The organism is Leucothrix arctica (assembly GCF_003172895.1).
GTDB classification, from domain to species: Bacteria; Pseudomonadota; Gammaproteobacteria; order Thiotrichales; family Thiotrichaceae; genus Leucothrix; species Leucothrix arctica.
In genome coordinates this window covers 57,111-83,552 of record NZ_QGKL01000041.1, presented here as the reverse complement: position 1 = coordinate 83,552, position 26,442 = coordinate 57,111, and the positions used below count along the sequence as shown (strand labels likewise).

Here is a 26,442-nt window from a genome sequence, read left to right as displayed (position 1 = left end):
TTAAGATGGAATTACAAATCACCAATGGTGGTTCGTTGGAAGTCAATGATGCGATATTCGCAAAAGATTTCAATGAAACACTGGTTCACCAAGCGGTAGTCACCTATATGGCTGGCGGTCGCTCTGGGACTAAGGCACAAAAGACTCGCTCTGAAGTGAGTGGCGGTGGCGCTAAGCCATGGCGTCAAAAAGGTACTGGCCGAGCGCGTGCTGGTACTTCTCGTGGTCCAATCTGGCGTAAAGGTGGTGTTACATTTGCTGCTAAGCCTCGTGATTACACGAAAAAGTTAAATAAGAAAATGTATCGTGCTGCGATACGTTCAATCTTCTCTGAACTTGTAAGACAAGATCGTTTGGTAGTAGTTGATAGCTTCACAGCTGATGCTCCTAAGACTCAAGCGATGATTGCTAAGTTAAAAGAGTTGGATTGCTTGAATGCGTTAATCGTTACTGATGTTGATGATATGAATGTGTATTTATCTACACGTAATATCCCACATTGTGAGGCGCTTGATGTTCAAGGTCTTAACCCAGTTAGTTTGGTAGGTCATGAGAAAGTTCTGATCACTACAGCTGCACTTGCTAAAGTACAGGAGTGGTTGTCATGAATCAGGAACGTATTTATCAAGTTGTATTTGGCCCGCACGTTACTGAGAAGACAGTTGGTATGTCTGAGTCAGCTAATATGCAAGCTTTCAAAGTATCGGTTGATGCTAGTAAGCTAGAAATCAAAAAGGCTATTGAGCAGCTTTTTGAAGTCAAAGTTGACGAAGTTCGTACCGTTAAAGTTAAGGGTAAGAAAAAGAACTTCGGAAAACGTGCTGGTAAGCGTAAAGATTGGAAGAAAGCTTATGTGAAGCTTGCTGAAGGTCAGTCGCTTGATATTCAGGGTGAGGGATAAATCATGGCATTAGTAAAGATGAAGCCAACTTCTCCTGGGCGTCGCCATCAGGTTAAAGTTGTAAATAAAGAATTGCATAAAGGAAAGCCTTTTAAGGCTTTGCTTGAGAGTCAAAGCAAGTCAGGTGGTCGTAATAATAACGGTCGTATCACTACTCGTCATATTGGTGGTGGTCATAAGCAGCATTACCGTATTATTGACTTTAAGCGTAACAAGGATGGCATTCCGGCTGTTGTTGAGCGTTTAGAGTATGATCCAAACCGTAGTGCTAATATTGCATTGTTGAAATATGCTGATGGTGAGCGACGTTACATTATTGCCCCTAAGAATGTTTCTGCAGGCGCGGCAATCGTTTCAGGTGATGCTGTAGTTATTTCTGCTGGTAATTCAATGCAGTTGAAGAACATACCTGTTGGTACTGTTGTTCATTGTGTAGAGATGAAGCCTCAGAAGGGTGCTCAGATCGCACGTAGTGCTGGTACTTCAGCTCAGCTAATCGCTCGTGAAGGTCGTTACTCGACACTTCGTTTGCGTTCAGGTGAGATGCGCAAAGTTTTATCAGATTGCCGTGCTACTATTGGTGAAGTTGGTAATTCAGAGCACGGTCTGCGTAAGCTTGGTAAGGCAGGTGCGTCACGTCATATGGGTGTTCGCCCTACAGTACGTGGTGTAGCGATGAATCCTATCGATCACCCACATGGTGGTGGTGAAGGTAAAACATCGGGTGGTCGTCATCCTGTATCGCCTTGGGGTACTCCTACTAAGGGCTTCAAGACTCGTAAGAATAAGCGTACGGATAGTTTGATCGTTCGCCGCAGAAATAAGAGGTAGTCGGGCTATGCCACGTTCTCTAAAGAAAGGTCCTTTTGTTGATCATCATTTGATGAGCAAAGTACTTACAGCTGTTAAGAATAATGATCGCAAGCCTGTTAAGACATGGTCTCGCCGTTCAATGATTCTTCCTGAAATGGTTGGTTTAACTATTGCGGTACATAATGGACGTCAACATGTTCCCGTATTGATCAACGAAAATATGGTTGGACACAAGTTAGGTGAGTTTTCTCCTACACGCTTGTTCCGTGGTCATGTTGCGGACAAAAAAGCCAGGTAATTGATGATGGAAGTTTCAGCAAATTTAAGATTCGCACGAATCTCACCTCAAAAATGTCGTTTGGTGGCCGATCAAGTTCGTGGAATGCCTGTAGAGCAAGCGCTTGAGTTATTAGCGTTTAGCCCTAAGAAAGGCGCTACGATCATTAAAAAAGTATTGAATTCTGCTATTGCTAACGCTGAGCATAATGAAGGTGCTGATATTGACGAATTGTCAGTGACTAAGATCTATATTGATCAAGGTCCTACAATGAAGCGTATCATGCCGCGTGCTAAGGGTCGTGCAGATAGAATTATCAAGCGTACTAGTCATATAACGCTAGTTGTCGGCGATTCAGGGGTATAATGTAATGGGTCAAAAAGTAAATCCAACAGGTATTCGCCTTGGTATCGCTACAGATTGGCGTTCAAAGTGGTACGCAGAAGGTAAAGAGTATTCTGCCTTTTTGCACAAAGATTTAGAAGTTCGCGCTTTCTTGGAAAAGAAGTTAGCAAGCGCTTCTGTTAGCCGCATTCAGATCGAACGTCCTGCTAAGTCAGCGTTCATTACAATTCACACTGCTCGTCCGGGTGTTGTAATTGGTCAGAAGGGTGCTGATATTGAGAAGCTTCGTCAACAGACGGCAGTTTTGATGGATATTCATCCAAACAACGTTAAGTTAAATATCGAAGAGATTCGCAAGCCAGAGCTAGATGCAAAATTAGTTGCGGAAAGTATTGCAAATCAGCTGGAACGTCGTATTATGTTCCGCCGAGCTATGAAGCGTGCAGTAAGTAATGCGATGCGTCTTGGAGCTCTTGGTATTAAGGTAGCTGTTGCTGGTCGTTTAAACGGCGCTGAGATCGCTCGTACTGAATGGTACAGAGAAGGTCGTGTTCCACTTCACACATTACGTGCTGATATTGACTACGCTACATCGCGTGCCAATACTACATACGGCGTTATTGGCGTGAAAGTATGGATCTATAAGGGCGAGGTTTTTGATCTCGAGCAGAAGCAAGCCAGTTCTAGCCAGAAAAACGGCAAGAAAAAGTAAACTAGAGGTTCGAGATGTTACAGCCTAAAAGAACAAAATTCCGTAAGCAGTTTAAAGGCCGCAATCGTGGTTTGGCTGTTACGGGAAGTAAGGTTAGCTTTGGAGAGTATGGTCTCAAAGCTGCTGACCGTGGTAGATTGACAGCACGTCAAATTGAGTCAGCACGTCGTGCTATGACTCGTCATATTAAACGTGGTGGTAAAATTTGGATCCGTGTTTTTCCTGATAAGCCGATTACTAGTAAGCCTCTTGAAGTGCGTATGGGTAAAGGTAAGGGTAACGTTGAGTACTGGGTTTGCCAGATTCAGCCAGGCCGGATGTTATATGAAATGGAAGGTGTTTCTGAAGAGCTTGCTAGAGAAGCATTCGCACTTGCAGCAGCTAAGCTTCCAATGAAAACTGTATTTGTTACACGGCAGGTAATGTGATGAAAGCTAGCGAATTACGTAATAAAAGTGTTGAAGAGCTAAATGTTGAATTGCTTGAGACACTTAAAGAGCAGTTTGCTCTACGCATGCAGCGTGCTACTGGCCAGCTTGCTCGTCCATCTGATATGAAGGTGGCCCGTCGCAAGATCGCTAGAATCAAAACGATCTTGGCAGAAATGCAGTCTACAGGTAAGTGAAAATGAGCGAAGAAGCACAGGTAGCAGTAGAGAAAACTGCAAGCAAGTTGCAAGGTGTTGTTGTCAGCGATAAAATGGATAAAACCATTACTGTTATGACAGAGCGAAAAGTACGTCACCCTTTATATGGTAAGTACATTCGCCGCTCAACAAAATACCATGTCCATGACGAGAATAATGTCTGCAAAGAAGGTGATACTGTGATTTTTCAACAGTGTCGCCCTATGTCTAAGACTAAATCTTGGTCTTTAATTAAAGTGGTCGAAGGCGCTTAATCAGCCTCTTTGATCTGACTCAAGCTGAAGTCGGGATATAATCATGATTCAGATGCAAACAGTTTTACAAGTAGCAGATAACAGTGGTGCTAGACGAGTCAAGTGCATAAAAGTACTTGGTGGTTCACACCGTCGTTATGCTGCTATTGGTGATATCATCAAAGTAAGTATCCAGGAAGCAATTCCACGTGGAAAAGTAAAGAAGGGTGACGTTTATAGCGCCGTTGTTGTTCGTACAGCGACTGGTGTAAGACGTAGAGATGGTTCTCTAATCCGTTTTGATAATAATTCTGCGGTTTTGCTTAACTCTAAAAACGAGCCAATGGGTACACGTATCTTTGGCCCTGTAACTCGCGAGTTGAGAGCTAAAAACTTCATGAAGATTATCTCTCTTGCTCCAGAAGTTCTGTAAGGCAGGTAGGTATTTATGAAGAAGTTAAATAAAGGTGACGAAGTTTTAGTAATTAGCGGTAAAGACAAAGGTCGCCGCAGTACAATTACTACAGTTCTGAACAATGGTAAAGTTTTGGTTCAAGGCGTGAATACTGCCAAGAAGCATCAGAAAGGTAATCCTAATGCAGGTATTGCTGGTGGTATAATCGATAAAGATTTACCTATTGAAGCTTCTAACGTGATGCTGGTTAATCCAGCAACAGGTAAGGGTGACCGTGTTGGTTTTAAAGTTCTGGAAGATGGAAAAAAGGTTCGCTTTTTTAAGTCTAACGGCGAAATTGTAGGCGCTTAAGGTAATCACGATGGCTAGGTTAGAAGATTATTACAGAGAGACGCTTGTAAAAGAATTACAAGAGACTCTAGGTTTAGAAAATGTAATGGAAGTGCCACGTTTGACACACATTACTTTGAATATGGGTCTAGGCGAGGCAGTTGGTGATAAGAAAATCATCGAGAAAGCTGTTGAAGAAATGGCACTTATTTCTGGTCAAAAGCCAGTTGTAACAATGTCACGTAAATCTATCGCTGGGTTCAAGATTCGTGATAATTGGCCGATTGGTTGTATGGTTACTTTACGTCGCGAAAAGATGTATGAGTTTTTAGATCGTCTGATCACTGTTTCAATTCCTCGTGTACGTGATTTCCGTGGACTTAACCCTCGTTCATTTGATGGTCGCGGTAACTACAATCTTGGTTTTAGCGAGCAAATCATTTTCCCTGAAATTGATTATGACAAGATTGACGCGATCAGAGGGCTGGACATTGCTATTGCAACTACAGCTAAGACGAATGAAGAAGGTAAAGCTCTGTTAGATGCCTTCAAGTTCCCTTTTAAGAAATAGAGGATCTAGGAATGGCTAAGAAATCAATGATTGCACGCGAAACTAAGCGTACGAAGTTGGTAGAAAAGTTCGCTAAAAAGCGTGCTGAGCTAAAGACTATTATCGCTAAGCCAACAAGTAGCTTCGAAGAAGTTATGGCTGCGGTAGATAGTTTGCAAAAGTTACCAAGAAATAGTAGTCCAGCTCGTCAGCGTCGCCGTTGTGTCTTGACTGGTCGACCTCATGGTGTTTATCGTAAGTTTGGTTTGTCTCGTATTCAGCTTCGTGAAGCTACAATGCGTGGCGATGTACCTGGCTTGTCAAAAGCTAGCTGGTAAGGAATACGTATTATGAGTATGAGCGATCCAATTGCAGATATGTTAACGCGTATCCGTAACGGCCAAACAGCAAATAAAAGTAATGTTTCTTTTCCGGCGTCAAAGCTGAAGAAGTCAGTACTTGAAGTGTTGGTTGGTGAAGGTTATGTTGCAGGTTTTTCTGATGGTCAAGTAGACGGTAAGCCAAGTATTACTGTTGATCTTAAGTACTATCAAGGTAAGCCTGTTATTAGTAAGATCAAGCGCGTTAGTCGTCCAGGTCTTCGTATTTTCAGAGGTAAGGATGAAATGCCAGAGGTCTTAGGTGGCCTAGGTGTTGCAATCGTTTCAACTTCTCAAGGTGTGATGAGCGGAACTGCTGCTAAAGCGGCTGGCTTCGGTGGCGAAGTAATCTGCTCAGTTGAATAAGAAGGCTTAATCATGTCAAGAATTGCTAAAAATCCTATTATTTTGCCATCAGGTGTAAACCTTAAAATTGATGGTCAAAATGTCGGTATTAAAGGAGCTAATGGCTCTTTTGATTACACTGTTCATAAGACGGTAAGTATTACTGAAGACGAAGGTAAGATCGTTTTTGCTCCAGCAGAAGGTTGTAATGACTCTGCTTGGGCAATGGCTGGTACTATGCGTTCGCTAGTAAGCAACATGATTCAAGGTGTTAGCACTGGTTTCGAGCGTAAGCTTGAGTTAGTCGGTGTTGGTTACAGAGCACAGTTGAAGGGTAAAGCGATTAACCTATCATTAGGTTTTTCACACCCAGTTGTATACGAGCTGCCTGAAGGTGTTACTGCTGAATTACCAAGCCAAACTGAAATCGTCCTTAAGGGCGCTGACAAGCAGGCATTAGGTCAAGCAGCAGCTAACATTCGCGCTTATCGTCCACCAGAGCCTTATAAAGGTAAGGGTGTGAAGTATGCGGGCGAACATATTCTTCGTAAAGAAGCGAAAAAGAAGTAAGATTTAACAGAGGTTTGTGATGAACAAGAAAACTGCTCGTATTCGTCGTGGTAAGCGTAGTCGTTTTAAGATGCGTGAGTTACGCGTAGATCGATTGTCAGTACACCGTTCTTCCAATCACATTTATGCTCAGGTTATCTCAGCAGTAACAAATGAAGTACTAGCTAGTGCTTCAACTGTAGAGAGCTCTTTGCGTGGTGAATTGGCTTCAACTGGTAATATAGATGCAGCTATGGCTGTTGGTAAACTAGTTGCAGAGCGTGCAAAAGAGAAAGGCGTTGAATCTGTTGCATTCGATCGCTCAGGTTTTAAATATCATGGCCGTATTAAGGCGCTTGCAGATGCAGCGCGTGAAGCGGGACTACAGTTCTAAGGTGACCCTGAATGGCGAAGCAAGATAATACAGATGTAGCTGCAGATGGTTTGCAAGAGAAACTGATTCACGTTAACCGCGTTGCAAAAGTTGTAAAAGGTGGACGTGTTTTTGGTTTCACAGCTCTAACAGTTGTTGGTGACGGTAATGGTCGCATTGGTTTTGGTTACGGTAAAGCACGTGAAGTGCCGGTAGCTATCCAAAAAGCAATGGAAAAAGCTCGTAAGAGCATGGTTACAGTTCCATTGAACAACGGTACTTTACAATACCCAATTGACGCTCGTCACGGTGCAGCTCATGTTTTCATGAAGCCAGCTTCTGACGGTACTGGTATCATCGCAGGTGGCGCTATGCGTGCTGTTTTCGAAGTTGTCGGTGTCAAGAATGTTTTGGCTAAATGTGTTGGTTCACGTAACCCAATTAATGTAGTTCGCGCTACAATTAAAGGTTTAGGCGATATGAACTCACCAGAAATGATTGCTGCAAAGCGTGGTAAAACAGTTGAAGAGGTTAAGGGCTAATGGCTACTACTCCTAATTCTGTTAAAGTGACATTGTATAAGAGTCTTAATGGACGTCTTAAGTCACACCAAGATTGCGCACATGGTTTGGGTATTCGTAAAATACACAGATCTGTAGTAGTTATTGATACTCCTGAAAACCGTGGCATGATCAATAAGATCTCGTACATGGTTAAGGTTGAAGAGGTTTAGTCATGAGATTAAATACACTAAAGCCAGCTGACGGCAGTACTAAAGATCGTAAGCGTGTCGGTCGCGGTATTGGTTCTGGTTTAGGAAAGACAGCTGGTCGTGGTCATAAAGGCCAAAAATCTCGTTCTGGTGGTTTCACTAAGACTGGATTTGAAGGTGGTCAGATGCCTTTGCAGCGTCGTCTGCCTAAGGTCGGATTTACTTCAAGAAAATCACGTGTTACTGCTGAAGTTCGTCTAAGTGAGATTGCTTCATTAGGTTCTGAAGTTGTTGATCTTGATGTGTTGAAGGCTGCTAACATTGTTAGTAAAAATATTCGTTTTGCTAAAGTTATCTTATCAGGTGAGATTGCTACTGCAGTAACACTTAAAGGTATCGGCGCTACAAAGGGTGCTCAATCAGCCATTGAAGCAGCCGGGGGCAAAGTCGAAGCATAATAATTCGGAGATAACTCTGTGGCACGTCAGAATCCTACAAGTATGCTTGGTGGTATGAGCAATTCTGCTGAAATAAAACAAAGATTACTCTTTGTTTTTTTCGCTCTAATTGTTTATAGAATTGGTACATTTATTCCAATCCCTGGGGTTAACCCGGTTGCTTTACAGCAGTTTTTTGATCAAAACACCGGAACAATTCTCGGTGTTTTTAATATGTTTTCTGGCGGCGCCTTGCAGCGTTTAAGTCTATTTGCACTTGGTATCATGCCGTATATTTCGGCATCTATCATTGTGCAATTGATGACTACCGTTGTACCGTCTCTAGAACAACTTAAGAAAGAAGGTGAGTCAGGAAAGCGTAAAATTACTCAGTACACGCGATATGGTACTGTTGGTCTTGCACTTTTTCAAAGTATAGGTATTGCAGTCGCTCTAGGTGGTCAAGATCTAGGTGGTGGACAAACAATTGCACTCTATCCTGGTACTGGTTTCATTATCACAACTGTAATCTCTTTAGTTACAGGAACTTTGTTCCTAATGTGGCTAGGTGAGCAGATTACTGAGCGTGGTATTGGAAATGGTATTTCACTGATCATCTTTGCAGGTATCGTTGCAGGTTTGCCTACCGCAATAGGTGGAACTTTGGAGTTAGCTCGTAATGGTGAGTTGCGTCCTGAGTTTGTTATTATTCTATTAGCGATGGCTGTGCTCGTAACTGCCTTTGTGGTGTTTGTTGAGCGTGCTCAACGTCGTATCACTGTCAATTATGCCAATCGTCAGCAAGGTCGACGTATGGCAATGGGGCAATCGAGTCATTTGCCTCTTAAGTTAAATATGGCGGGTGTTATCCCACCTATATTTGCTTCTAGTATTATATTGTTTCCATCGACATTGGGTTCTTGGTTTGCAAGATCTGATGGCATGGAGTGGTTGCAGCCTATAGTTAGTAAATTGCAACCAGGTCAACCTTTGTATATTTTGTTTTATGCTTTGGCGATTATTTTCTTTACGTTTTTCTACACAGCTCTTGTGTTTAACTCAAGAGAGACAGCAGATAACTTAAAGAAAGCAGGTGCGTTTATTCCTGGTATAAGACCTGGAAGAGAGACTGCTAAGTATATCGATGGTGTAATGACGCGATTAACTGCTGTCGGTGCGATCTATATTACGTTAGTATGCTTGCTCCCAGAATTTCTTATCTACGGTTGGCGCGTTCCGTTCTACTTCGGTGGTACTTCGTTGCTAATTATTGTAGTTGTTGTGATGGATTTCTTGGCTCAAGTCCAAGGCATGATGATGTCCCAGCAATACGAAGGTTTGATGAAGAAAGCTAATTTTAAAGCTGGTGGGAAGAACAAACCCCGGACTAGTTGATAGTATTCTGTTAGAGGATTAAAAAATGAAGGTACGTGCTTCTGTTAAAAAGATGTGTCGCAACTGTCGTGTAGTAAAGCGTAAAGGTGTTGTGAGAATCATTTGTTCAGACCCAAGACACAAACAGCGTCAGGGTTAAAAGCTAGGTAGGAAAAAAGCTACTCTAAAAATACAGTTTGTATCTTTAGAAGTTTTTTTTCGCTTGTATTGATTAACGTCGATGATTGGGGTAAAGTCCCCACCTCTCGACTGCCTGGAGATAGGTAAATGGCTCGAATAGCGGGTATTAATATCCCTGTTAACAAACATGTTGTTATCGCATTAACTGCGATTTATGGCATAGGACGTTCACGCTCAGAAGATGTGTGTGTTGCTACTAATGTGGCGCCTAACACTAAAATTCGCGACCTTACTGAAGAAGAAGTAGAGTTACTTCGTGGTGAGATTGCTAAATTTACTGTTGAAGGTGATTTACGTCGTGAAGTATCTATGAACATCAAGCGTTTGATGGACTTAGGCTGCTACCGTGGTATTCGTCATCGTCGTGGTTTACCACTTCGTGGACAACGTACCAAAACGAATGCACGCACGCGTAAAGGCCCTAGAAAGCCAATTCGCAAGTAACAGACGACAGGAATTGAAACATGGCTAAAGCCACTAAAGCTCGTAAAAAAGTCAAAAAGTCCGTAAGCGATGGTATTGCTCACGTTCATGCGTCTTTTAATAATACTATTATTACAATTACTGACCGTCAGGGTAATGCTCTATCTTGGGCAACTGCTGGTGGATCAGGTTTCCGTGGTTCTCGTAAAAGCACACCTTTTGCTGCACAGGTTGCTGCTGAACGTGCTGGAGAAGCTGCAAAAGAATATGGTCTTAAGAACCTTGACGTAATGGTCAAAGGTCCTGGTCCTGGTCGTGAATCAGCGGTTCGTGCGTTGAATAACATCGGATATAAGATCACTCAGATTATGGATGTAACGCCGATTCCACATAATGGCTGCCGTCCACCAAAGAAACGTCGCGTTTAGTCGCAATATAAAGGAGATTTGTTATGGCCCGTTATATTGGTGCTAAGTGTAAGCTAATGCGTCGTGAAGGAACTGATTTGTTCCTGAAAGGTCGCGGACGTTCTTTAGAGAACAAATGTAAGCTAGATAAGATTCCAGGTGTACACGCTGAGCGTCGTACTCGTTTATCTGAATATGGTTCACAACTACGTGAAAAGCAGAAAGTAAAACGTACTTATGGCGTTTTAGAAAAGCAATTCCGTAACTACTTTAAAAAGGCAGCACGTCTTAAAGGTTCTACAGGTGAAAACTTGCTACAACTTTTAGAGTGTCGTTTGGATAACGTTGTTTATCGTATGGGTTATGCATCTACTAGAGCAGAAGCTCGTCAGATGGTTAGCCACAAGTCGATAGTTGTTAACGGTACTTTAGTTAACATCCCTTCATACCAAGTTAAAGCTGGCGACGCGGTTTCTATCCGTGAGAAAGCAAAGAAGCAGATTCGTATTCAAGATGCGATGTCTGTTGCTGATCAGCTTGGTTTTGTTGGCTGGGTAGAAGTTGACACTAAGAAATTAGATGGTGTTTTCAAATCTGTACCAGAGCGTGATGAGTTATCATCAGAGATTAATGAGTCTCTCATTGTTGAACTTTACTCTAAGTAATCTCTTGGCTTTTAGCCTTGTTGGAAACTTAGTTAATTTAGAGGGATTGTTATAGTGTCTACTGCAACAGATTTACTAAAGCCTCGTAATATTCAGGTTAGTGAAGTCAATAGCCGGACATCTAAGATAGTACTGGAGCCGCTAGAACGCGGCTTTGGTCATACTCTTGGTAATGCTCTGCGTAGAATACTTCTATCTTCTATCTCTGGTTGTGCTGTTACTGAAGTTAAGATTAGTGGTGTTGATCATGAATACACTGCTATTGAAGGTATTAAGGAAGACGTAGTTGAGATTCTGTTGAATCTTAAAGGTCTTGCTGTACGTCTTAACGAAAAAGATAGCGTAACTTTGGATTTAAGAAAGTCAGGCCCAGGTGTTGTTACTGCTGCTGATATCCGTCTTGATCATGACGTTGAGTTAATTGATCCTGACCATGTTATCGCAACGATTACATCTGATGTTGAACTAGATATGAGCATTACTATTGCTCGTGGTCGTGGTTATCAGCCTGCTAGTGTTCGTCGTGGTCCAGAGGCTGAAGAATTACCATTAGGAACTTTAGTTCTTGATGCTAGCTTTAGTCCAGTTATTCGAGTTGCATACACTGTAGATAGTGCACGTGTTGAGCAACGTACGGATATGGACAAGTTGATCATTGAACTAGAAACTGATGGTTCAGTTGGTCCACAAGAAGCGATTAGTCGTGCTGCTACGATTTTGCATGAACAATTGGCTGTATTCTTCGATCTAACTATCGTTGAGCCAGAGCCAGATGTAGAGCCAGAACCAGAAGTTGACCCTGTGCTATTACGCCCAGTTGATGATTTAGAGCTAACAGTACGCTCTGCTAATTGTCTAAAGGCTGAGCAGGTTTACTACATCGGTGACTTGGTTCAAAAGACAGAAAACGAGCTGTTGAAGACTCCAAACCTTGGTAAGAAGTCTCTAACAGAAATCAAAGATGTTTTGGCGTCGCATGGTCTGACACTAGGTGCAAGACTAGAAAACTGGCCGCCATCAACTATTGAGAAGTGATTGCCGGTTGGCATAGATTAGAATTTAGGTAAGGATGTAGAACATGCGCCATCGTAATATTGGTCGTCAACTTAGTCGTAACAGCAGTCACCGTAAGGCGACTTTGCAAGCTCTATGTAATGCAGTAATTTTACATGGCGCTATCAAGACTACAGTTGCTAAAGCAAAAGAACTACGTCGTGTAGTAGAGCCACTAGTAACACGTGCGAAAAATGACTCTGTTCATAATCGTCGTATTATTTTTGCTCGTCTACGTGACAAAGAAACAACAGGTATCTTATTCAACGACTTAGGAACACGTTATCAGGAACGTCCTGGTGGCTACCTTCGTATCATTAAGTGTGGTTACCGTGCTGGTGACAATGCTCCAATGGCATATGTTGAGTTTGTTGACCGTCCTGAAGAAGTAGCTTAATTAGCTTAATCTTTTGGTTTGGTTATAAAAAAAGCTGAGTTTATCTCGGCTTTTTTTATGCCTGTAATTTAAGGATTTAGGTTAGAGCTATGGCATACTTCACTTCATATACTGTAAGCATTGTTAGGTAGAGGTTATGGATCAACTAGTGACTAAAGTTCAAGCTGCAGAAGATTCAAAAAAGACAGCTCGTTTTTTTACATATGGCAATTTATTAGCAATTACATTCCCTGCTTTATTTGTTTTATGGTTCGGGGCTTCTATTCTTGTATATGCTATTTGTCGCCATCACCCCAATCCAAGAGTAGGTTTCTATACCCAAAGAGCCGCTTATTGCTATTATGCAGTTGCTGGGCTTCTAGTGCCTTGTTTAGCTTTCTCTCCAGAAGGCTTCATTAAGAGTTACTGGCTATTACTATGGGCGGTTTGCGCCTTGATTATATTAACGTTCTCCATTGTCACTCTCCGACAGATCAGTCGCGAGCCATGGCAAGATATTGAGTATAAAGGAAAAGCATGACTGAATTACGCAATGATTGGTCTGTGGAAGAGGTTGAAGCACTTTTTGACCTACCATTTAACGACCTAATATTCCGTGCGCAAACGCTGCACCGTGAAACTTTTAACCCAAACGAAGTGCAAATAAGTACATTGTTAAGTATTAAAACGGGTGCTTGTCCTGAAGATTGCTCATATTGTTCGCAAAGTGCTATTAATGATTCTGGGCTTGAGCGTGAAAGACTTCTAGAGCTTACGGCTGTTAAGAAAGCTGCAGCAGAAGCTAAAGCAAACGGTTCAACTCGTTTTTGCATGGGCGCTGCTTGGCGTAACCCAACAGATAAAAGTCTAGATAAAGTAATCGATATGATCACTGAAGTTAAGGCAATGGGTATGGAAACATGCGTAACCTTGGGTATGCTTAAAGAAGAGCAAGCTAAGCGGCTTAAGGAAGCTGGACTAGATTATTACAACCATAATTTGGATACATCACCTGAGTTTTATGGCGAAGTAATTACAACACGTACTTACCAAGATCGTATAGACACTATCTCTCATGTAAGAGGTTCTGGGATTAACGTATGTTCCGGTGGTATCTTGGGTATGGGTGAGACTCGTTTTGATCGTGCTCGTCTGTTACAAGAGCTTGCAAACCTACCAGAGCATCCTGGTTCAGTACCAATTAATGACTTAGTTCAAGTAAAAGGTACACCTTTGGATGGTATTGATAAGTTAGATGCATTTGAGTTTATCCGTACAATTGCCGTTGCACGTATCATGATGCCTAAATCATACGTTCGACTGTCAGCAGGTCGCATGGAAATGAACGAGCAAACTCAATCGTTATGTTTCTTTGCAGGTGCTAACTCAATGTTCTACGGAGATAGGTTGTTAACAACTGATAATCCAAATGAAGGTCATGACCAAGCATTGTTCGCTAAGTTAGGAATAGAGCCTGAAAAGGCTAAGTTTGAAGCGACTGCGGAAGATATGCCAATCAGTGCTTTAGATAGTATTAAAGTGTCTGTGGAAGATAAGAAAGAATCTCTACACACATTGCCGTTAGCTCACTAAGCAATAGGTCTAGCGAAGCTATATAAAGCCCAGTACTTGTAATGAGTACTGGGCTTTTTTTATTAAGTTAACTCTTTGATTAAATCTGGTATTAGCTTCGATAGCTCACCAGTCATCAACGTAAACTCAATATCCATTCTTTCTTCGTTTGACTGAGGGTCTTGTTCATTACGTTGTTCTTCAAGTACGTCTAAGAACTTCAGTTTCTTAACAATCAGATCGTCGCCTACTACAAAGCTAACTTTCTTATCCCATACAAGTGCTAACTTTGAAACAACCTTACCTGTTTCTAAGTTACTCTTTACTTCATCTGTGCCAAGTTCATGCTTTTTAAATGCAGCAATCCCTTGATCTTCACCGCTTCCTTTTAGTTCACACTCATCACCAATCTCAAACGGCTCTGGTGATTCATACTTAGTAAGCCAATCAGTGAGTATTGGGCTGACTGCTTCACTTTTTGGTGGTACTACTGGCAATGTCCCGATGGTCTTACGAAGTAGGGTGCTGAGCGCTTCTGCACGTGTTGCTGAAGGAGTATTGATAACTAACCAGCCACCTTTTACGTCAATCCATGCATCAAGTTTTTGTGTGCGTGTGAATGCACGTGGTAATAACTCATCTTCAATACGCTCACGAAGTTCTTTCTTTTCTTTAGAGCCAACTTTTCTGTTTTCGCGATCTTGGATTTCAATGACTCGCTCATCAAGCTCTTCACGTACAACAGATGCTGGTAATAGGCGTTCTTGACGAGCCATTGTAAGCAGGATGAAATTATTCACAGAGTGAGTATATGACTCAGACTTTTTACCTAATGGTTGAACCCAGCCCATGCTTTCGCGCTGTGTTGCAGAGCATTCTGTAAATGGTTTGGTACTTAACTCTTCGTGCAGAGTCTCTGCATCATGAGTAAAGTCCTTTTCGAATTGGTACAAGTATAAGTTTTTAAACCACATAATATTTTATTCTTAGCGGGAAATTGAGGCGAGATTATGCACTAATTATGAAAATCGTACAAAGAGAATACCTTTGGAGCTAGCTCGATTTGCTGCCACCTAAACACTCTGGAGAGTCTGCTACTTTGCCCGCTTTTTCAAAGTATTGCTCAGGTGTGAGTGTATGAATTGCTAATGCATGGATAGATTTTAATTCTTCTTCTAAGGCTTTGTTAACTAACCTATGACGGCCAATTAACATCTTACCTTCGAAGTCTTTACTAACAACTGTTACCTTGAAGTGTGACTCAGAACCTTCTGGTACGTTGTGCATATAGCTTTCATTAACGACTTCTAAAAACTCAGGTGTAAATACTTGTTCGAGCTTTTGCTCAATAATAGATTGAATGGTCATGAATTAAAAATCCTTAACGATCAGAAATTGGCTTGAAATTAGGCTACTCTGTTACCATCTTATCCAGTAACCCAAATGAAATGAATAACAAATTGGAAAGGCAGCATGCAGCAGAAACAACGATTTGACAAGCTTCAGCAATATGTCAGCAGTAAAATAATAGGGCAAAGTGAGTTAGTAAACCGTCTCTTGGTAACGATGCTCGCGGATGGCCATTTATTAGTTGAAGGCGCTCCCGGTCTTGCAAAAACACGTGCAATACAAGTGTTGAGTGAAGCCATTGAGAGTGACTTTCATCGTATTCAGTTTACGCCAGACTTATTACCCGCTGATGTTACGGGCACTGAAATATTTCAACCGCAAACAGGTGAGTTTCAGTTTAGAAAAGGGCCGCTGTTTCATAATCTAGTCCTTGCTGATGAAATTAATCGTGCCCCCGCGAAAGTACAGTCAGCGCTGTTAGAGGCAATGGCGGAAAGGCAGATTACTGTTGCAGGTACTACGCACAAATTAGCTGAGCCATTTATGGTTATGGCAACGCAAAACCCAATTGAGCAAGAGGGCACATACCATTTGCCAGAAGCTCAACTTGATCGTTTCTTAATGCATGTGCGTGTTGGTTATCCGAGTCTAGAGGCTGAAAGAGAAATTTTGCAGCTGAATCGTCGTGAGGCGATACAGAGCATTAAAAAAGATGCTGTTAAGCCAGAGATACAAGTTACCAAGGACGACATCCTTGAGGCTCGACAGCAAGTGATGCAGCTTCACATGGCAGACAGTGTTGAAGAGTATATCTTGCAACTGGTCATGGCGACACGTAACCCAGACGCTTATAGCGCAGATCTTGCTGGAATTATTGCTTACGGTGCAAGCCCTAGAGCAACAATGGCCCTTGACCGTTGCGCTAGAGCGCACGCTTGGTTGCAAGGTCGTGACTTTGTTGGTCCCGACGATGTTCAAAGCATTGCACATGATGTTTTACGTCATCGTATCCTTCTTAGCTTCGAGGGTGAGGCGAGTGGACAGACAAGCGATCAAGTTATTGATACTTTATTGAGTCTGGTTGCAGTTCCATAACGATGAATAAGGCTTCTGATAATGGTGTAGGGCTAGTTTATAGCTCACTAGAGGGCTTACTCTTTCAGCAGCAGTCTGCAAGGCTGTTACAAAAGCGTAGTCGCTATCGCAAAACAGCCATACAAACGGGTAATCATCAAGTTCGCCACCTTGGCCGTGGAATGGAATTTGCCGAGTCTCGTCCTTATAGCCCGGGTGACGATATCCGAAGTATTGACTGGAAGGTAACCGCTCGAACGGGCGAGCCACATACAAAATTGTTTGAAGAAGAGCGTGAGCGTCCTGTTTTATTGTGGTGTGACTTACGATCAAATATGTTTTTTGCGACGCGTGGGCAGTTCAAGTCTGTTGTGGCGACTGAGTTAGCTTCGTTACTTGCTTGGAAAAGCTGGCTTGATGGTGATCGTGTTGGTGGGGCTATAATCTCATCTGATCAACAGCATGAAATGCGCCCAGCACGGAGTAAGTCTAAGCTTTTGCAATTATTACAAAGCTTAGCGAGTACTTCTCAACAAATCCCTGATTTTTCCCAAGCTAGCACTGTTTCATTGAGTGATTCATGGAAGCGTTTGCGACGTGTGTTACCAACAGGTAGCCAAGTTATCCTATTCAGTGACTTCAGAGGGTTAGATGACTCTGCTGAAAGGCAGTTACGTCGTATCGCTCGTCACAGTACCGTCACTATTATTCATATTACCGACCCGTTTGAGCATCAACTGCCGCAAAAAACGCAGTTGAAGTTAAGTGATGGTTTACGTTTTCTGCGTTTAAATACTACTAAAAAAGACGTTAACGATGATTACTCTCAACGAGACCTTAATCAGTCAAAACGCTTGAAGCAATTAAGTATGCAATGTCATGCGCGCCTAATAGAAATATCGACAGATGATAGTGTTAAACAACGTTTAGCAAAGTTGAGAGGGGCTATATTATGAACCCATTAGATCAACTTAAAGATATTCACTTACCGAGTGAAGTTAATTGGTGGCCATTGTCGGTAGGTTGGTGTTTGGCAGGACTGATAGTGCTTGCTTTAGTCATTTCACTAGTGATTCTATTTAAGCGCTACCTAAACAAAAAACAACTGCTGAAGACGGGTTTAGAGCCTATTGACCAGTTAGTTGCTGATCAGTCGCTATCAGCTCAAGATTGGTTGAATGAGTTATCTATCTTGCTTAGAAGAATAGCCATCAATGTTAATGGCCGCAGTGATATCGCAGGGTTAGTGGGTAATGACTGGCTAGCGTACCTCGATGATAGTGGTAATACCCGTGAGTTTTCTGAAGGCCCAGGGCAAGTGCTTGCTAAGCAACCTTACCAGCCTGCGGTGGAGTATGACCGTGAAGCTATTGCAACGCTGTCTCGCGCATGGGTGAAAGAGCAATATAAGCGAGGTCAGCATGCTTGAATGGCAATGGCTTTGGGCGTTATACATATTGCCCGTACCCCTATTAATTTGGTTGTTACTACCGGCTAAAAAGGATCAGGCACAAGCGGCTTTAAAAGTCCCTTTTCTTCAAGACCTTCCGCAGTCCGGAGATATTAAAAACCCTCATCGCTGGCGTTGGTTGGCAAGACTTTTTGTATTGCTAGGTTGGTGTTGTTTTATTGCTGCTTTAGCGCGTCCTGTTATGGTCGGTGAGCTGGTTCAGTTACCACAGAGTGGTCGAAATATCATGTTGGCTGTCGATCTATCACTGAGTATGCAGGAAGCAGATTATCAAATAGGTAATCGCATGGTTGATCGTCTCACCGCAACCAAGTTTGTGGCGGGTGAGTTTATTGAGCGAAGAGAGGGGGACCGTATTGGTCTAGTCCTGTTTGGTGATCAAGCATACCTCCAAGCGCCACTGACTTTTGATCGTCAGACCGTCCGTCGTTTACTTGATGAGTCAGCACTAGGTTTAGCAGGTAGAAACACGGCTATTGGTGATGCGATTGGTCTAGCACTAAAGCGACTCAAAGAGCAGCCTGATAATGAGCATATATTAGTGCTAATGACTGATGGTGAAAATACCGCAGGTGTTGTGTCAGTTGATGATGCTGCAGAGATGGCTAAGAAAAATGGCCTGAAAATTTATACGGTTGGTATTGGTGCTCAGCAACGGGCATCGCGTGATTTTTTTGGTAATCGTGGTTCAAGTCTAGATGAAGAGACCTTGATTAAGGTGGCAGAAATGACTGGAGGCCGTTACTTTCGAGCAACCGACACAGATACATTCCGTCAAATTTACGCGGAGCTAGATCGTTTAGAACCTATCGAGCGTAAAGAACAGCAATGGCGTCCTCGTACTGATTTATTCTTCTGGCCGCTGGCGGCTGCATTGTTACTGGTATTGCTTGGTCTCGCGATAAGAGAGAAAAACGAATGACTGCGCTGAGTGAATTTCATTTTTTATATCCATACTGGTTTTTGCTATTACCATTGGTAGGTGTGTTGTTTTGGTGGCTAGCAAAGCGCAATACTAAAAGCCAAGCATGGCAGCATTTTATTGATGAACGTCTTAGGCCGTTTGTCATCAGTGGGCAGGACTCCTCAGGGACTGCTTGGTTGCGATACAGTATGTTGTTGGTATCCGTTGTTGCGATTTTTGCTTTAGCGGGACCCAGTTGGCAAAAGCGAGAACTTCCTGCATTTCAGAAGCAACAAGGTTTGGTTGCGGTTTTAGACTTGTCTCAGTCAATGTATGCTCAAGATGTGAAGCCTGATCGTTTATCTCGCGCACGTTTTAAGTTGCTCGATTTGCTCAAAATTAGAGAGGAAGGGCAGACAGGCTTAGTCGTTTTTGCAGGAGATGCATTTGCAGTTTCTCCACTGACCGATGATGTCGAAAATATTATAGAGCAAGTGAAAAACCTCTCACCAGCCATCATGCCGTCACAGGGTAGTTTTGTGTCTACGGGGATTGACGAGGCGGTAAAGTTGCTTGAACAAGCCGGTTATACCAATGGCGATATTCTATTATTTACTGATGGTGTTGCTAGTCAGTCTCAAAGTCAAAGTAGTGCAAAGGCGGCAAACGCAGAAGGTTATCGAGTATCCGTCGCTTCGATCGGCACAGTTGAGGGTGCACCAGTACCGGTCTCGCAAAATGATGTTTACCGTAATGCTCAGGGTGTGGCGATTTTGGCTAAGGTTAATAAAGACGCTTTAGAGAACGTTGCGAACAGTGGTGGTGGATTATTTTTAGCGACGTCGCTAGGTGATCAAGATGTTGAGCGTTTTCAAGGTTTTTTCCAGCGAGATAACACTGAAGTTTTAAAAGATAAGCAGCGAGTCGTTGAACATTGGCAAAATGAAGGTATTTGGTTGCTGTGGGGAATATTACCCTTTGCGCTACTGCTGTTTAGAAAGGGTTATTTATTTTCTATAGCGAGTGTAGGCTTCGTTGTGAGCGCTTTAATGCCTCAGCCTGCTAGCGCGTTTGAGTGGGATGAGTTGTGGTTGAATCAAGACCAGCAAGCACATAAGGCATTAATAGCGGATGATGCTGAGAAAGCAAAGTCGTTATTTCAGTCGCCAGAATGGAAGGCGTCTGCGGCGTACCGTAATGGTGACTTTGATGAGTCAGCACAGCTTTTTGAAAATATGAATACAGCGACGGCTCATTACAACCGAGGTACAGCATTAGCTAAAGCGAATAAAATAAAAGAAGCAATTGAGGCTTATGATGCAGCATTGGCCTTGCAAGAGGATTTTGAAGATGCGAAATTTAATCGTGATTTATTAAAACAAATGCAAGACCAGCAAGACCAGCAAGACCAGCAAGACCAGCAAGACCAGCAAGACCAGCAAGACCAGCAAGACCAGCAAGACCAACAGAACCAAGACGGCGAGCAACAAAAGTCCGAAGAGCAAAAAGCTCAAGAACAAAAAGCGAAAGAAGAAGCCAAAAAAGCAGAAGCTGAGAAAGCCAAAAAAGAAGAGTCAGAGAAGCAAAATGAGTCAAAAGAAGACGGGGAAGAGAAAGAAGGTGAAGCCCCGCCTCAGAAAGAGTTAAGCAAAGAAGAAAAAGAACAGGCAGAACAAACGAAACAATGGCTCTACCAGATCCCAGACGATAGCTCGGGACTGTGGCGACGTAAGTTTCAATACCAGTACCAGCAACGTCAGCTATCCAGGCAAACTCAGGAGGCACAGCCATGGTAGTTAGATTAGGTCTATTGATTACACTGTTATGTTTGTCCTTAAGTGCGTATGCCAAAGGGTTTACAGCGCAAGTAGATCGTTTTTCAGTGGGTATGGGCGATCATATTCAGCTAGTGTTATCGCTTGATGATATTCATGGTTCACGCCCTGATGTATCGGCGTTAAATAAAGATTTTACTATCCTCAGAACGTCTCAAAGCTCGAATATGCGGATCACTAATGGCATCGTAAGTCAGGAAGTTAAGTGGATATTTCTGCTATCCCCAAATCGTAAAGGCACACTAACAATTCCGTCATTTACGACAGGTGGCTTCAAATCAGAAGTCATTAATATTGAAGTGGGCGACGCTCCAGTGGCTCAGTCGACTTCGGATGAGGTGCTGTTAGAAGTAGAAGTTAAGCCACTAAACCCTTACGTAAAAAGTCAGGCAATTTTTACTCAACGTCTTTATTTTGCACAAGAGTTAGTGAATAACGCCTCTTTGGGTCACCCTACGTTAGAAAAGGGTGATGCCGAAATTATCTTTCTAGCTTCAAGTAATCCTAGTTACGTTAAGCGTAATGGTCGTAGCTACCAGATGATTGAACGCTACTACGCTGTGTTTCCAAGTAGTGATGGTGAGTTAGTATTTGCACCATCAGTATTTCGAGGCAGCATTGCAGACCAGCGCCAACAGCGTGGTTTCAATATGCCGATGTTTAACACAGGGAAGCGCGTAACTGCTTATTCATCCAAGGCATCACTAAACGTTGCTGAGCAGCCTAAAGGTTTCACGGGGAACAATTGGTTACCTAGTTCACAGTTAAGTTTGGATATGACATGGTCTCAGTCTCCCGAAACGATGAAAGCAGGTGAACCGGTTACAGCGACTATCATGGTAATGGCTCAAGGTTTGAAGGCCGAGGCTTTACCAGAAATAACCATAAACTGGCCTGGCTCGATTAAGTCCTATCCCGAGAAGCCAGAGTTCCGGACGGATAAACGAGTCAATGGATTAGTAGGCCTAAGGCAGGAAAAAGTTGTTTTAGTTGCTAATCAAAATGGTGAGTTTCAAATTCCGGCTATTGAAGTAGCGTGGTGGAATACCGCCACCAATCAGCAACAAGTAGAACGCATAAATGGTTTTACCGTTAAAGTTGATGGAGCTGCGGCTGTTCAATTATTATCCCCAGCCCCGCTAGCAGCAGAGCCTGAGCCATTGGCCAATAAAGACGCTGAAGATAGTGCGCTAGTGAAAGAAGAGCAGTCTATTTTTGATACAGTATCTGCTGTCTATGCCGAACACAAAAAACATCTGCCAGTAGCGCTATCTGTCTTGGGTCTTTTGTTGTTAGGAATAGGTGCAGCTTACTTTTATTTCAATCGACCTAAAACACAAGTAGAGATAAATCGAAAGATATTAGCGTCTGCTCAAGTTCAGTTAGCTGAAGCATGTAATGCTAATAACGCCAAAGCTGCTATTTCAGCATTGCCCCAGTGGGCTGAAGCTGCTGAGATATATCCTGCAACATTATCTGGAATTGAGCGTTGCGGTGACCCACTGTTATCAAAAGAAGTTGCTGCGCTATCACACTCTCGTTACTCACAAAATGCTCAGGCGTGGAACGGTGAGAAATTATTAGTCGCAGTTAAGCAATTCAGTCATGCTCCAAAAGTTGACAATGTTAGTGATTCTCTTGAGGCGCTTCATCCCTTGCATTAAATAGCAAGGCTGATTCAGAGGCTTGCTATTGAAAGCCTCTGAATCAAAGAATATCTCCAGATAACTCAGGCTAATTATTAAGGTTGCTTGAGTGCTTCAGGATCAAAAGAGTCTACTCGAATAGCATTAAGCATGGCGTCACGTGCTTCTCGCAACAATGCGGCATCCTTTGTGCTGATTAAGGACTTCTCTAGTGCTTCCTCAGTGCGTGCCGTTGCCGTTTTTGCTTCTAGCCGGCCATCCTTCGCTAATCGCTTTATCCTAACTTCTATCGCTCTTGCCGCCTGTGCAAGGTTGAATGCGTGTTCAATACGGCCAGTTGGATCTGTAGGGTCATCGGTTGTGTAAATACCTTCGCATAATCTATCTCGTGTCGCACTTGACTTAATCGCTAGCTGCGCAACATCATGCATTAACTTATCTGAAGGCGGAGAGTAGGGTTTGCCGAACGGAAACATGAATAATCGTAATGCTTTACCTAGCAGGGGGATCGGTAAATTATGAAACACCGCAAGCATTGCCTGTTGTGCGTCATGAATTAGGCTTTGGCAGCTATAATCGAGTAGTGGTAAGTCAGCATGAGGCTCACCTTGGTCTTCAAAGTGTTTAAGCACCGCTGAGCAGAGGTAAAGGCTTGAAAGTATGTCAGCAAAGCGTCCAGAGAGACGCTCACGCCTTTTCAGTGTGCCACCGAGTGTCAGTAGTGCGTAATCGGTCAGTAGTGCGAAGCTAGCGCTTAAGCGAGCCAGTCGACGATAGTATTTTCGAGTCACAGGCGTGCCCGGTGACTCAAAAAAGGCATTAGTAAATCCGAACCAAACACTGCGTGTCAAGTTGCTGAATACAAACCCAAAGTGTGAAAACAATGTTTTGTCTAAAAGCGCTAAGTCATCATTTTGTGCCGCTTTAATTTCAGTCAGCAAGTAGGGGTGACAACGAATAGCGCCTTGACCGAATATAATCAAACTACGAGTAAGAATATTGGCACCTTCAACCGTTATGCCAATAGGGACTGCTTGGTATAAGCGACCAATGAAATTACTTGGACCTAAACATATTCCTGAGCCACCTTGAATATCCATCGCATGATTGACGACGCTTCTCATGCGCTCAGTCAGTTGGTACTTCATAAGGGCGGTAATAACGGCAGGTTTTTGTTCTTGATCAATGGCAGTGGCCGTTAAAATACGACCAGCGTCCATGATATAAGTATTCGCCAAAATCTCTGCTAGTGGTTCTTCAATACCTTCGAAGCGGCCAATGGCTGTGCCAAACTGTTTACGTGTGCCAGCATAAGCACCAGTGACGTGACTCAGTAGTTTGCCTGAACCTGTTGCGAGCGCGGGTAAAGAAATTCCACGGCCATCACCTAAGCACTCCACCAGCATCTGCCAGCCATTTCCTGCTTGCTCAGTACCACCGATTAGCCAATCAATAGGCATAAAAACGTCTTCCCCCCAAATAGGGCCGTTTTGAAAAGGTATATTCAATGGAAAATGGCGCTTACCAATATTGATACCATCGGTACCTGTAGGAATTAACGCAAGGCTAATGCCTATATCGTTGTTATCACCCAGTAATTGGTCCGGGTCGGTCAGTCGGAAGGCCAAGCCTAATAACGTAGCCACGGGGGCTAGTGTTATATATCGTTTTTCAAAGTTTAAACGAATCCCTAAAACGTCTTTTTTACCTTCAAAGTCTTGCTTGCAAACAACACCCGTGTCAGGAATGGCACTTGCATCACTGCCTGCCTCTGGCCCAGTTAAAGCAAAGCAGGGGATGTCGATACCCTGTGCTAGACGAGGGAGGTAAAAGTCCTTTTGTTCTTTAGTGCCATAGCGGTGAAGAAGCTCACCGGGCCCCAGAGAATTTGGAACCATGGCTGTCACTGCAGCAGTAATACTTCTAGATGCTATTTTCATGACTACAGCCGAGTGAGCGGTGGCTGAAAACCCTAAGCCACCATATGCTCTAGGTATCACCATTCCAAATAGGCGGTCATGCTTCATTTGTTGCCAAATTTTAGGTGGCAGGTCTAGGTCGCGGTGACAGATTTCCCAGTCATTGAGATCCTTGCAAAGATCCTCAACAGGTCCGTCAAGGTAAGCTTGTTCCTCAAAAGTTAGGGAGCTAGTTGTTAAGTCTCTAAGATTCTTGAAGTTGGGCTTACCTGAAAATAGCTCAGCATCCCACCATGTATTTCCCGCTTCTAGTGCTTGCTGCTCCGTCTCTGATATTTTTGGAAGGTTACGCTTTAGCAGCTTTAGTGAAGGTTTGCTTACAAGGTTTAAGCGCAAGCTAGAAATATTGATAATCGCTAAAATGACACACGCTAAAACGACAAGTACCCAAACTCCGTTGTGCCAGCTTCCAGTTAAGAGCGTTAGTGCGGCCCACCCAGCAACTATTAGAGAACCAGTCTTTTGGTTAAATCGACAATATCCGATGGTGAGTAACGCAGCAATAAAAGTAAAAAGTGAGATGAGTGAGAGTGTCATAGTGTGTCTCCATTTAACTGCGTTGTTTTACGAGCAACAGCAATCGGTTGTTCTAACTCTACATTGGGTACTTCATGTTCCCAGGGGAGGTATTGATGTGCTCGTGTGCTAGAGACGTGTAGCTCGGGGTATTTGACGATGTCAAAGTAAGGTGAGTAATCAAAGTCGGCAGGTACGAATAAGCGGAAGTTTCGTTTGTAGATCTTTTTCTTTTTATGATCCTTAGTCACGACTATAGGCAAGATGGGGTAATGCACACTCTGAAAGCAGCGGGCAATCATGCCAGAACAAACTACGTGAGTAGGCTTGCCCGCATTGTGTTGAAATAGTGTGGAACGCCAATGCCTCGGCAGTATGCCATAAGGAAAGAGGAAGCGAGCTAGGTCAAGTAGCTGACGAACATCGTAAGCGAGTCCCAAATGCTCAGCAGCAAAGCAAACGACTTTTTGCCGGTCTTTCTTTTCCAAATAGGTAGGTCGACAGATACGCAAGTTATCATGTAAGTAGTCTTTCATGGGTCTAACAACGGTGCCGTAACCCAGTAGCGACTCGATAACCAATTGCTCGTTTTCTGCACCATCGTAGAATTTGCGGATGCGCTTTGCTAAAAGAGGGTCTTCTATTTGGTCGAGTCGTCCAATATAGAGTGCAGAATGTATCCAAGGAGATAGGGTGATAAGTTTTATGATGTCTCCAACTCGCGTGCGTCCCTCAAACAAGATGACGTCAGCAGGTTTTAGTTCGGAGAGTAGTTTTTCCTGATTATTGATGGCGCTCATATTTTGGTTTGCCTCAGGAATGGCAATTAACCAAGAAACAATCGTGTCCCAGATCTGATTTTTTAATCGACTAAGCATTAACTCCTCCACTACGATTATGATTTTTATGTAATCGTGAATACATAGATTATAACGCTCAAACTGAGATTTTGGACTCTTTCAGGGGTGAGTGGTTTGGTTTTTCAGCTTGGCAATTTCAAATAATGAGAAAAAGCGCTTGAGTCTAAGAGGTGATTAACCTAGAATGCTGCGTTCTTTGAATCTGATCAGATTTACTTCTGAACGCGTATTCAATACCAAACAGAATTAGCTTCATTTCCTGGAGAATTGACATGGGAACATACAGTGCAAAGCCGTCAGAGGTTAAGCGCGACTGGTTTGTCGTAGACGCTGAGGGCAAAGCACTTGGTCGTTTGGCCAGCGAGATTGCATCACGTTTACGTGGTAAGCATAAGCCAATCTACACGCCTCACATCGACACAGGTGATTACATCGTTGTTATCAACGCTGAAAAAGTCGCAGTAACTGGTAAAAAGTTTACTGACAAGGTTTATTACAGACATACTGGTTATATCGGTAATCTGAAATCAATCACTTTTGATAAACTTCAGGAAAAAGCTCCTGAGCGTATCATCGAACTAGCGGTTAAGGGCATGTTGCCTAAAGGTCCGCTAGGTCGCGATATGTATCGCAAACTTAAAGTGTACGCAGGTCCAGAGCATAATCATCATGCTCAGCAGCCTCAACTTTTAGAAGTTTAAGATTAATAAGTTTTAGA

At 43.0% G+C, this 26,442-nt stretch carries 39 protein-coding genes; 35 read left to right on the top strand and 4 right to left on the bottom strand.

Annotated features, from left to right (window positions below; translation table 11 throughout):
- Window positions 1-5 precede the first annotated feature (5 nt).
- From rplD to bioB, 28 genes are all read left to right on the top strand, one after another.
- Window positions 6-608 (top strand): 50S ribosomal protein L4, encoded by a 603-nt coding sequence (rplD, locus tag DKT75_RS16670; protein WP_109824875.1) that lies wholly within the window; start codon window positions 6-8, stop codon window positions 606-608.
- The gene (gene rplW / locus DKT75_RS16665) at window positions 605-901 is read left to right on the top strand and encodes a 50S ribosomal protein L23 (RefSeq protein ID WP_109824873.1); all 297 of its coding nucleotides are present in this window, start codon (window positions 605-607) and stop codon (window positions 899-901) included. Before rplD ends, rplW begins: the two co-directional genes overlap by 4 nt.
- Before the next feature lie 3 nt (window positions 902-904).
- Window positions 905-1,732: a 50S ribosomal protein L2 gene (rplB, locus tag DKT75_RS16660; protein WP_109824871.1), complete on the top strand. Its 828-nt coding sequence runs from the start codon at window positions 905-907 to the stop codon at window positions 1,730-1,732.
- A 7-nt stretch (window positions 1,733-1,739) separates the two neighbouring features.
- Window positions 1,740-2,012, top strand: a complete 273-nt coding sequence (rpsS, locus tag DKT75_RS16655) for a 30S ribosomal protein S19 (RefSeq protein WP_109824868.1) — start codon at window positions 1,740-1,742, stop codon at window positions 2,010-2,012.
- 6 nt (window positions 2,013-2,018) lie between these two features.
- On the top strand, window positions 2,019-2,357 hold the full coding sequence (gene rplV, locus DKT75_RS16650; protein ID WP_109824865.1) for a 50S ribosomal protein L22: 339 nt from the start codon (window positions 2,019-2,021) through the stop codon (window positions 2,355-2,357).
- A gap of 4 nt (window positions 2,358-2,361) precedes the next feature.
- Window positions 2,362-3,048, top strand: a complete 687-nt coding sequence (gene rpsC, locus DKT75_RS16645; protein ID WP_109824862.1) for a 30S ribosomal protein S3 — start codon at window positions 2,362-2,364, stop codon at window positions 3,046-3,048.
- 14 nt (window positions 3,049-3,062) lie between these two features.
- Window positions 3,063-3,476, top strand: coding sequence for a 50S ribosomal protein L16 (gene rplP / locus DKT75_RS16640; RefSeq protein WP_109824860.1), 414 nt, complete (start codon window positions 3,063-3,065; stop codon window positions 3,474-3,476).
- Window positions 3,476-3,673 (top strand): 50S ribosomal protein L29, encoded by a 198-nt coding sequence (gene rpmC / locus DKT75_RS16635; protein ID WP_109824857.1) that lies wholly within the window; start codon window positions 3,476-3,478, stop codon window positions 3,671-3,673. Before rplP ends, rpmC begins: the two co-directional genes overlap by 1 nt.
- A gap of 2 nt (window positions 3,674-3,675) precedes the next feature.
- Window positions 3,676-3,948: a 30S ribosomal protein S17 gene (gene rpsQ, locus DKT75_RS16630; RefSeq protein ID WP_109824855.1), complete on the top strand. Its 273-nt coding sequence runs from the start codon at window positions 3,676-3,678 to the stop codon at window positions 3,946-3,948.
- 43 nt (window positions 3,949-3,991) lie between these two features.
- On the top strand, window positions 3,992-4,360 hold the full coding sequence (gene rplN / locus DKT75_RS16625; RefSeq protein ID WP_109824852.1) for a 50S ribosomal protein L14: 369 nt from the start codon (window positions 3,992-3,994) through the stop codon (window positions 4,358-4,360).
- Between the two features lie 15 nt (window positions 4,361-4,375).
- A complete protein-coding gene (gene rplX, locus DKT75_RS16620; protein WP_109824849.1) occupies window positions 4,376-4,693 on the top strand; it encodes a 50S ribosomal protein L24 in 318 nt (105 codons plus the stop codon).
- Between the two features lie 10 nt (window positions 4,694-4,703).
- The gene (rplE, locus tag DKT75_RS16615) at window positions 4,704-5,243 is read left to right on the top strand and encodes a 50S ribosomal protein L5 (protein WP_109824847.1); all 540 of its coding nucleotides are present in this window, start codon (window positions 4,704-4,706) and stop codon (window positions 5,241-5,243) included.
- Between the two features lie 11 nt (window positions 5,244-5,254).
- Window positions 5,255-5,560 (top strand): 30S ribosomal protein S14, encoded by a 306-nt coding sequence (gene rpsN / locus DKT75_RS16610; protein WP_109824844.1) that lies wholly within the window; start codon window positions 5,255-5,257, stop codon window positions 5,558-5,560.
- Between the two features lie 12 nt (window positions 5,561-5,572).
- Window positions 5,573-5,968, top strand: a complete 396-nt coding sequence (gene rpsH, locus DKT75_RS16605) for a 30S ribosomal protein S8 (protein ID WP_109824842.1) — start codon at window positions 5,573-5,575, stop codon at window positions 5,966-5,968.
- 12 nt (window positions 5,969-5,980) lie between these two features.
- Complete coding sequence (gene rplF, locus DKT75_RS16600) at window positions 5,981-6,517, top strand: 50S ribosomal protein L6 (protein ID WP_109824838.1); 537 nt, start codon at window positions 5,981-5,983, stop codon at window positions 6,515-6,517.
- A gap of 19 nt (window positions 6,518-6,536) precedes the next feature.
- Entirely contained in the window at window positions 6,537-6,890 is a 354-nt protein-coding gene (gene rplR / locus DKT75_RS16595) for a 50S ribosomal protein L18 (RefSeq protein WP_109824836.1), read from the top strand.
- Between the two features lie 11 nt (window positions 6,891-6,901).
- A complete protein-coding gene (gene rpsE, locus DKT75_RS16590; protein ID WP_109824833.1) occupies window positions 6,902-7,411 on the top strand; it encodes a 30S ribosomal protein S5 in 510 nt (169 codons plus the stop codon).
- Window positions 7,411-7,602 (top strand): 50S ribosomal protein L30, encoded by a 192-nt coding sequence (gene rpmD / locus DKT75_RS16585; protein ID WP_109824831.1) that lies wholly within the window; start codon window positions 7,411-7,413, stop codon window positions 7,600-7,602. The genes rpsE and rpmD overlap by 1 nt, the downstream gene beginning before the upstream one ends.
- Window positions 7,603-7,604: 2 nt before the next feature.
- On the top strand, window positions 7,605-8,039 hold the full coding sequence (gene rplO / locus DKT75_RS16580; protein WP_109824829.1) for a 50S ribosomal protein L15: 435 nt from the start codon (window positions 7,605-7,607) through the stop codon (window positions 8,037-8,039).
- A gap of 42 nt (window positions 8,040-8,081) precedes the next feature.
- Complete coding sequence (gene secY / locus DKT75_RS16575; RefSeq protein WP_109825057.1) at window positions 8,082-9,413, top strand: preprotein translocase subunit SecY; 1,332 nt, start codon at window positions 8,082-8,084, stop codon at window positions 9,411-9,413.
- A 25-nt stretch (window positions 9,414-9,438) separates the two neighbouring features.
- On the top strand, window positions 9,439-9,552 hold the full coding sequence (gene rpmJ, locus DKT75_RS16570) for a 50S ribosomal protein L36 (protein WP_109824826.1): 114 nt from the start codon (window positions 9,439-9,441) through the stop codon (window positions 9,550-9,552).
- Window positions 9,553-9,680: 128 nt separating this feature from the next.
- The gene (gene rpsM, locus DKT75_RS16565; RefSeq protein WP_109824824.1) at window positions 9,681-10,037 is read left to right on the top strand and encodes a 30S ribosomal protein S13; all 357 of its coding nucleotides are present in this window, start codon (window positions 9,681-9,683) and stop codon (window positions 10,035-10,037) included.
- Between the two features lie 20 nt (window positions 10,038-10,057).
- On the top strand, window positions 10,058-10,444 hold the full coding sequence (gene rpsK / locus DKT75_RS16560) for a 30S ribosomal protein S11 (RefSeq protein ID WP_109824821.1): 387 nt from the start codon (window positions 10,058-10,060) through the stop codon (window positions 10,442-10,444).
- A gap of 23 nt (window positions 10,445-10,467) precedes the next feature.
- Window positions 10,468-11,088 carry a 30S ribosomal protein S4 gene (gene rpsD, locus DKT75_RS16555; protein ID WP_109824816.1) on the top strand — a complete coding sequence of 207 codons (621 nt, stop codon included), beginning with the start codon at window positions 10,468-10,470 and terminating at the stop codon, window positions 11,086-11,088.
- 51 nt (window positions 11,089-11,139) lie between these two features.
- A complete protein-coding gene (locus tag DKT75_RS16550) occupies window positions 11,140-12,123 on the top strand; it encodes a DNA-directed RNA polymerase subunit alpha (RefSeq protein WP_109824812.1) in 984 nt (327 codons plus the stop codon).
- A gap of 43 nt (window positions 12,124-12,166) precedes the next feature.
- A complete protein-coding gene (gene rplQ / locus DKT75_RS16545; RefSeq protein WP_109824810.1) occupies window positions 12,167-12,538 on the top strand; it encodes a 50S ribosomal protein L17 in 372 nt (123 codons plus the stop codon).
- A gap of 136 nt (window positions 12,539-12,674) precedes the next feature.
- Window positions 12,675-13,058, top strand: a complete 384-nt coding sequence (locus DKT75_RS16540; protein ID WP_109824808.1) for a hypothetical protein — start codon at window positions 12,675-12,677, stop codon at window positions 13,056-13,058.
- Window positions 13,055-14,110 carry a biotin synthase BioB gene (bioB, locus tag DKT75_RS16535; RefSeq protein WP_109824806.1) on the top strand — a complete coding sequence of 352 codons (1,056 nt, stop codon included), beginning with the start codon at window positions 13,055-13,057 and terminating at the stop codon, window positions 14,108-14,110. The genes DKT75_RS16540 and bioB overlap by 4 nt, the downstream gene beginning before the upstream one ends.
- A gap of 62 nt (window positions 14,111-14,172) precedes the next feature.
- On the opposite strand, the gene DKT75_RS16530 is transcribed toward bioB, so the two are convergent.
- Together DKT75_RS16530 and DKT75_RS16525 are read right to left on the bottom strand one after the other, a co-directional pair.
- The gene (locus DKT75_RS16530) at window positions 14,173-15,063 is read right to left on the bottom strand and encodes a recombination-associated protein RdgC (RefSeq protein ID WP_109824803.1); all 891 of its coding nucleotides are present in this window, start codon (window positions 15,061-15,063) and stop codon (window positions 14,173-14,175) included.
- Between the two features lie 79 nt (window positions 15,064-15,142).
- A complete protein-coding gene (locus DKT75_RS16525) occupies window positions 15,143-15,457 on the bottom strand; it encodes a BolA family protein (protein WP_109824800.1) in 315 nt (104 codons plus the stop codon).
- Between the two features lie 105 nt (window positions 15,458-15,562).
- Between DKT75_RS16525 and DKT75_RS16520 the strand changes: the two genes are divergently transcribed.
- The 6 genes from DKT75_RS16520 to DKT75_RS16495 are packed head-to-tail and all read left to right on the top strand — an operon-like array spanning window position 15,563 to window position 22,387.
- On the top strand, window positions 15,563-16,534 hold the full coding sequence (locus DKT75_RS16520; protein ID WP_109824797.1) for an AAA family ATPase: 972 nt from the start codon (window positions 15,563-15,565) through the stop codon (window positions 16,532-16,534).
- A gap of 2 nt (window positions 16,535-16,536) precedes the next feature.
- Window positions 16,537-17,469: a DUF58 domain-containing protein gene (locus tag DKT75_RS16515; RefSeq protein ID WP_109824793.1), complete on the top strand. Its 933-nt coding sequence runs from the start codon at window positions 16,537-16,539 to the stop codon at window positions 17,467-17,469.
- Window positions 17,466-17,942, top strand: coding sequence for a DUF4381 domain-containing protein (locus DKT75_RS16510; RefSeq protein ID WP_109824790.1), 477 nt, complete (start codon window positions 17,466-17,468; stop codon window positions 17,940-17,942). Before DKT75_RS16515 ends, DKT75_RS16510 begins: the two co-directional genes overlap by 4 nt.
- Window positions 17,935-18,906, top strand: a complete 972-nt coding sequence (locus DKT75_RS16505) for a vWA domain-containing protein (RefSeq protein WP_109824786.1) — start codon at window positions 17,935-17,937, stop codon at window positions 18,904-18,906. The genes DKT75_RS16510 and DKT75_RS16505 overlap by 8 nt, the downstream gene beginning before the upstream one ends.
- Window positions 18,903-20,684 (top strand): VWA domain-containing protein, encoded by a 1,782-nt coding sequence (locus DKT75_RS16500; protein ID WP_109824784.1) that lies wholly within the window; start codon window positions 18,903-18,905, stop codon window positions 20,682-20,684. Before DKT75_RS16505 ends, DKT75_RS16500 begins: the two co-directional genes overlap by 4 nt.
- On the top strand, window positions 20,678-22,387 hold the full coding sequence (locus DKT75_RS16495) for a BatD family protein (RefSeq protein WP_109824782.1): 1,710 nt from the start codon (window positions 20,678-20,680) through the stop codon (window positions 22,385-22,387). Before DKT75_RS16500 ends, DKT75_RS16495 begins: the two co-directional genes overlap by 7 nt.
- Before the next feature lie 77 nt (window positions 22,388-22,464).
- Here DKT75_RS16495 and DKT75_RS16490 read toward each other — a convergent pair whose 3' ends face one another.
- Entirely contained in the window at window positions 22,465-24,885 is a 2,421-nt protein-coding gene (locus DKT75_RS16490) for an acyl-CoA dehydrogenase (protein ID WP_109824780.1), read from the bottom strand.
- On the bottom strand, window positions 24,882-25,742 hold the full coding sequence (locus DKT75_RS16485) for a YiiX/YebB-like N1pC/P60 family cysteine hydrolase (RefSeq protein ID WP_109824778.1): 861 nt from the start codon (window positions 25,740-25,742) through the stop codon (window positions 24,882-24,884). The genes DKT75_RS16490 and DKT75_RS16485 overlap by 4 nt, the downstream gene beginning before the upstream one ends.
- A gap of 254 nt (window positions 25,743-25,996) precedes the next feature.
- On the opposite strand from DKT75_RS16485, the gene rplM reads away from it, so the two are divergent.
- Window positions 25,997-26,425: a 50S ribosomal protein L13 gene (gene rplM / locus DKT75_RS16480; protein ID WP_109824776.1), complete on the top strand. Its 429-nt coding sequence runs from the start codon at window positions 25,997-25,999 to the stop codon at window positions 26,423-26,425.
- Window positions 26,426-26,442 lie beyond the last annotated feature (17 nt).